Source organism: Streptomyces sp. NPDC040410 (assembly GCF_055595715.1).
In genome coordinates this window covers 1-6,415 of record NZ_JBVIVK010000053.1, presented here as the reverse complement: position 1 = coordinate 6,415, position 6,415 = coordinate 1, and the positions used below count along the sequence as shown (strand labels likewise).

The window sequence follows — 6,415 nt, the reverse complement described above, 5'->3', positions numbered from 1 at the left end:
GAAACCGACCTGGCCGCCTACGCCCACCAGGACCTCCCCTTCGAACGACTGGTGGAAATCCTCAACCCCACCCGCTCCGCCGCCCGCCACCCCCTGGTGCAGGTGATGCTGGCCTTCCAGAACAACGCGGCGGTCGACCTGCGTCTGCCCGGGCTGTCGGTGGAGGCCGAACAGGTCTACACCGAGACGGCCAAGTTCGACCTCGCGTTCAGCGTGTTCGAACACTTCGACGAGCGTCGGCGGCCGACCGGCATGAACGGCGTCGTCGAGTACTCCGCGGACCTGTTCGACGAAGCCGGCGCGCGGCGGATCGCGGCCCGCCTGGTCCGCGTCCTCGAGGCGCTGGCCGCCGCCCCGGACGGCCGGGTGGACAGCGCCGACGTCCTCGGCCCCGACGAGCGCCACCAGCTGCTCCACGGGTGGAACGACACCCAGCGCGCGGTGCCGGCCGCCACACTGCCCGAGTTGTTCCAGGCACAGGTGGCAGGGGCCCCCGATGCCACCGCGGTGCGCTTCGAGGCCCGCGAACTCACCTATGGAGAGCTCAATGCCCGTGCCAACCGGCTGGCCCGGCTGCTGATCCGCGAGGGCGTGGGGCCGGAGCGGTTCGTGGCTCTGGCGGTGCCCCGGTCAGAGCACATGATCCTGGCGCGGCTGGCGGTGGCCAAGGCGGGAGGCGCCTACCTGCCGATCGACCCGGAGTACCCGGCGGAGCGCATCGCGTTCATGCTGAACGACGCCCGGCCCGCGTTGCTGGTCTCCACCAGCGCGACCACCGGAACCTTCCCCGAGGGTCTGCGCCGGATCGACCTGGACGATCCCGGCCTCGCGGCGGAACTGGCCGCATACGACCCGGGCGACGTCACCGACGCCGAGCGGATCGCGCCGCTGCTGCCCGCCCACCCCGCCTACGTCATCTACACGTCGGGCTCCACCGGGACGCCCAAGGGTGTGGTCGTCCAGCACACCGGCATCCCCAGCCTTGCCGTCAGCGAGACGGAGCGATTCGCGCTCGGTCCGGACAGCCGGGTGCTGCACTTCGCGTCCCCGAGCTTCGACGGTTCGTTCTCCGACATGTGCATGGCTCTGCTGGCCGGCGGCACACTCGTCGTCGCCCGTGCCGAGCAGCTGATGTCCGCGGAGGAACTGTCCAAGCTGGCGCTGGAGCACCGTGTGACCCATGCGACCCTGCCGCCGCCGGTCCTCGCCGGGCTCCCCGAGGGTGGTCTGCCGGCCGACATGACGTTGATCGTCGCCGGTGACGCCTGCCCGGGCGAGCTCGCCGACCGCTGGTCCCGGGCCACCGGGCGGATGCTCAACTCGTACGGGCCGAGCGAGAGCACCGTGTGCGCGACCATCAGCGAACCGTTGTCGGGCGCGCGGATCCCGCCGATCGGCCGTCCCCTGGACAACACCCGGCTGTACGTCCTCGACACGGCCCTGCAGCCGGTCGGCCACGGCGTGACCGGTGAGCTGTACATCGCCGGAGCCGGACTGGCCCGCGGCTACCTGGACCGTGCCGCACTGACCGCGAGCCGCTTCGTGGCCTGCCCGTTCGCCGGAGCAGGCGAGCGCATGTACCGGACCGGCGACCTGGTGCGGCGGCGTCCGGACGGGCAGCTGGAGTTCGTCGGCCGTGCCGACGACCAGGTCAAGGTGCGCGGTTTCCGTGTCGAACTGGGCGAGGTCGAGGCCGCTCTGGACCGCCACGAACTGGTGGGCCAGGTGGCTGTGATCGCCCGCGAGGACACTCCCGGCGACCGTCGGATCACCGCCTACCTGGTGCCCCGCCAGGACGCTGCCCGCCGTGACGAGACGCGCGAGGAACAGCAGGTCGACGAGTGGCGTGAGACGTACGACTCGCTCTACCGTGGATTGCCGGCCCAGGAGTTCGGTGAGGACTTCTCCGGCTGGAACAGCAGCTACACCGGCAACGCCATCCCGCTGGAGGAGATGCGCGAATGGCGGGCGGAGACCGTCACGCGGATCCTGGCGCTGCGGCCGCGGCGGCTGCTGGAGATCGGCATCGGCAACGGACTGATCCTTTCGCAGGTCGCGCCGCACTGCGAGACCTATTGGGGGACCGACATCTCCACCGGCGTGGTGGAGGGTGTCCGTGCGCATGTCGTCCGGGACGCCCGGCTCGCCGAGCGCGTGGAGCTGCGCGCGCAGCCCGCGCATGACGTCAGCGGCCTGCCCGCGGGCCACTTCGACACCGTCGTGCTCAACTCCGTGATCCAGTACTTCCCCAATCCCGAGTATCTGGCCCAGGTGCTGCGGCAGGTGCTGCGCCTGCTGGCCCCGGGCGGTTCGGTGCTCGTCGGTGACGTACGCAACGCCCGGCTGCTGCGATGCCTGCGTACCGCCGTGGAACTGCACCGGGCCGCTCCGGCCGCGGATTCCGCCGTGTTGCGCAAGGCCGTCGACCAGAGCGTCGTGCTGGAGAAGGAACTCCTGGTCGACCCGGACTTCTTCGTCGCCCTGCGGGAGCTGGAACCGGCCCTCGGCGCCGTGGACATCGAGGTCAAGCGCGGCCGCTGGGACAACGAGCTGACCCGGTACCGCTACGACGTCACCCTGCGCAAGACGCCCGACGCGCCCGCGGCGAGCAGCGTGTACCGCGAGGCCGAGTGGGGACGGGACATCGCCGGCCTGCCGGACCTGGAGCACGCTCTGTCGGCAGCCGCCCCGGACGCCTCTGCCGCCGGTCTGCGAGTACGGCACGTGCCGAACCGGCGTCTCGGTCGGGAGACCGCGGCGCTGCGGACGCTGGAATCCGGTGGCACAGCGACGGCAGCCCGCGAACACCTGATGGCGCCGGCCCTCGACGCCGACGGCCCCGGACTCGAGGAGCTGTACGGCCTCGGCGAGCGGTTCGGCCACCGGGTCGCGGTGACCTGGTCGGGCGACAGCGTCGAGGGCGCCCTCGACGTGGTGTTCACCCCCGCAGACGCGGATGATGGCGGCGCTCCGGCGGTTCTCTACCAGCCGGCCGCTCCCCGCACGGCGCCGCTGCGCTCGTACACCAACAATCCGGCAAGCCGCCTGGAGACTTCCTCGCTGGTTGCCGCGGTGCGCGCGCACGCACGGGAACTGCTGCCGGACCACATGGTGCCGTCGGCGGTCGTGGTCCTGGACGCGTTCCCCCTCACCCCCAACGGCAAGCTGGACCGTCGTGCACTGCCCGCCCCCGATCGCAGCGCCGCCGCCTCGGGCCGTGGCCCGCGCGATGCGCGAGAAGAGTCGCTGTGCCGGCTGTTCGCCGAGGTGCTCGGGGTGGAGCGGGTCGGCATCGACGACAGCTTCTTCGAACTGGGCGGTCACTCCCTGCTCGCCACCCGGCTCATTTCCCGGGTGCGGACGGTCCTCGGGGTCGAACTCGCCATCCGTGACATGTTCGGCGAACCCACCGTCGCCGCTCTGGCACAACGGCTGCCGGAACCGAACTCGACCAACCAAGCCAAGCGGAAGCGGCCCGCGCTGCGTCCGAGGGCGCGTATCAAGGAGGACTCGTGATCCCCGCGTCGTTCGCTCAGCGCCGGTTGTGGTTCCTCAACCGCTTGGAGGGACCGGGCGCCGCCTACAACATGCCGATGGCCCTCCGGATGAGGGGCACGCTGGACCGTCAGGCCCTGGCGGCCGCGCTGGCGGACGTCGTCGCCCGCCACGAGGCGCTGCGCACGGTGTTCCAGGAAGTCGACGGCGAGCCGTACCAGGTCATCGTGGCCGCGGAGGACGCCGCACCGGAGCTGCCGGTGTACGAGGCGTCCCCCGACGACGTGGACACGCGGATCGCCGAGTTCGGCACCCGTGGCTTCGATCTGTCGTGTGACGCTCCGCTGCGCGCCACGCTGTTCGCCGTGGCGCCGGACGAGCATGTGCTGGTGCTGGTGATCCACCACATCGCCGGCGACGGCTGGTCGATGGCCCCGCTGGCCCGCGATCTGACAACGGCCTACGAGGCACGCCGGAGCGGCCTCGCCCCCGGCTGGCCCGAACTGCCCGTCCAGTACGCCGACTACGCCCTGTGGCAGCAGGAGCTGCTCAGCGGCGAGGACGACCCGGACAGCCTGATCAACGAGCAGATCGCCCACTGGACGAAGCAACTCGCCGGCCTGCCCGAGGAACTGGCCCTGCCCACCGACCGGCCCCGCCCGGCAGTGGCCGCTCACCGCAGCGGCACGGTTCCCTTCACAGTCGATGCCGCGCTGAACCGTCGGCTCGCAGAGCTGGCCCGTCAGTGCGACGCCAGCCTGTTCATGGTCGTCCAGGCAGCCCTGGCCACCCTCCTTACCCGGCTGGGCGCCGGCACCGACATCCCCATCGGCTCACCGGTCGCCGGCCGCACCGAGGAGGATCTCGACGACCTCGTCGGGTTCTTCGTCAACACCCTCGTTCTGCGCGCCGACACCAGCGGCAACCCCACCTTCCGGGAACTCGTCGCCCGCCTGCGCGAGACGGACCTGGGGGCCTACGCCCACCAGGACCTGCCCTTCGAACGGCTGGTGGAGATCCTCAACCCCACCCGCTCCGCCGCCCGCCACCCGCTCTTCCAGGTGATGCTGGCCTTCCAGAACAACGCCGGTGGCCGCCTCAGCCTGCCCGGCCTGAGTGTGGAGGCCACCCAGCTCGCCACCGGGGACGCCAAGTTCGACCTGCTGCTCAACACTGGCGAGCTCTTCGACGAGCGGGGAGAGCCGGCCGGCCTGGACGGCGTGTTGGAGTACTCCACGGACCTCTTCGACGCCGCCACCGCCGAGCGGCTGGTGGCCCGCCTCGTGCGGGTGCTGGAAGGCGTGACGAGCGACCCGGACCTGCGGATCGACGAGTGGGACATCCTCGACCCCGCCGAGCGTCGCCTGCTGGCCGACTGGAGCGGCGCTGCGGTTCAGGAGACCACGCATGTGCTTCCGGAACTCTTCGTGGCCCAGGCGGTCCGCACCCCGGAGGCCGTCGCCGTGGTCTGCGGCGGCACTCAGCTCACCTATGCGGAACTGAACGCGCGGGCCAACCGCCTGGCACACGAACTCATCGCCCGCGGGGCGGGTCCGCACAGCACGGTCGCGGTCCTGATGGAGCGGTCTGCCGAACTGATCGTCACGCTGCTGGCCGTCCTGAAGGCCGGCGCCGCGTACGTGCCCCTCGACCCGGGCTACCCGTCCGACCGCATCGCCTACATGCTCGACGACGCCCGGCCGGCACTGGTGGTCACCAGCCGGACCGCACGGACCGCGCTGGCACAGGCAGACGGACCGGACTGCCTCGTGCTGGACGAGCCTGCCACCGGGGACCGTCTGGCGGCCCTCGACGGCGCGGACGTGCGCGTCACCGGGCTGCAGCCGGGTCATCCGGCGTACGTGATCTACACCTCCGGCTCCACTGGCCGGCCCAAAGGCGTCGTCGTCCCGCACCGGGCCGTCGTGCGGCTGGTCCATCGTGCCGGCTACGCCGAGCTGGGCTCCGACGACGTCGTCGCCCAGCTGGCCTCGGTGTCCTTCGACGCGGCCACCTTCGAGATCTGGGGTGCCCTGCTCAACGGGGCGACCCTGGCGGTCGCCCCGCCCGGGGCGCAGTCCGTCGCCGATCTGCGCGCCTTCCTCACGGAGAACCGCGTCACCACGCTGTGGCTGACGGCCGGCCTGTTCCACGAGGTGGTGGACACCGACGTCGAGGCACTCGCGGGCCTGCGCCGCCTTCTGGCGGGAGGGGACGTCCTCGCGCTGCCCCACTGTCGCACGGTGCTGGACCGCCTGCCCGGCGTGCGTCTGATCAACGGGTACGGGCCGACCGAGAACACCACCTTCACCGCCACACACGCGGTGCGCCCCGCCGACCTCGCCCACTCCACCGGCGTACCGATCGGAAGCCCCGTCTCCGGCACCCGCGTCCACGTCCTCGACGCCCGGTTGCGGCCGGTGCCGCCGGGCGTGGTCGGGGAGCTGTACGCGGCGGGCGAGGGTCTGGCCCTCGGCTATCTGGGTCGTCCGGGGCTGTCGGCGCAGCGCTTCGTCGCCGATCCGTACGGTCGCGGCGGCGAGCGAATGTACCGCACCGGGGACCTGGTGCGGTGGAGCGCGGACGGGCGGCTGGAGTTCGTCGGCCGAGCCGATGAGCAGGTGAAGATCCGCGGCTTCCGGATCGAGCCGGGTGAGGTGGAAGCCGTGCTTGCCGAGCACCCGGCGGTGGCGCAGGCCGCCGTGCTGGTGCGCGAGGACATTCCCGGGGACAAGCGGCTGGTCGGCTACGCCGTGCCGGCTCCGGACGCCGATCGCGGACAACTCGCCCTCGGCGTCCGCGCGTTCCTCCGGCAGCGGCTGCCTGAGTACATGGTGCCGTCGGTGGTGATGACGGTCGGGGAGTTCCCGCTGACTCCGAACGGGAAGCTGGACCGGCGCGCTCTGCCCGCACCGGACTT

At 71.8% G+C, this 6,415-nt stretch carries 2 protein-coding genes; both read left to right on the top strand.

All coding sequences use genetic code 11. The features are described 5' to 3' along the window. Positions 1-3,516 (top strand): non-ribosomal peptide synthetase (locus tag ACZ562_RS38160; RefSeq protein WP_471189278.1); only part of this gene is annotated, 3,516 nt, incomplete at its 5' end. Further along, the coding region (locus tag ACZ562_RS38155; RefSeq protein ID WP_471189275.1) for a non-ribosomal peptide synthetase at positions 3,513-6,415 on the top strand (2,903 nt) is incomplete at its 3' end. The genes ACZ562_RS38160 and ACZ562_RS38155, both read left to right, overlap by 4 nt.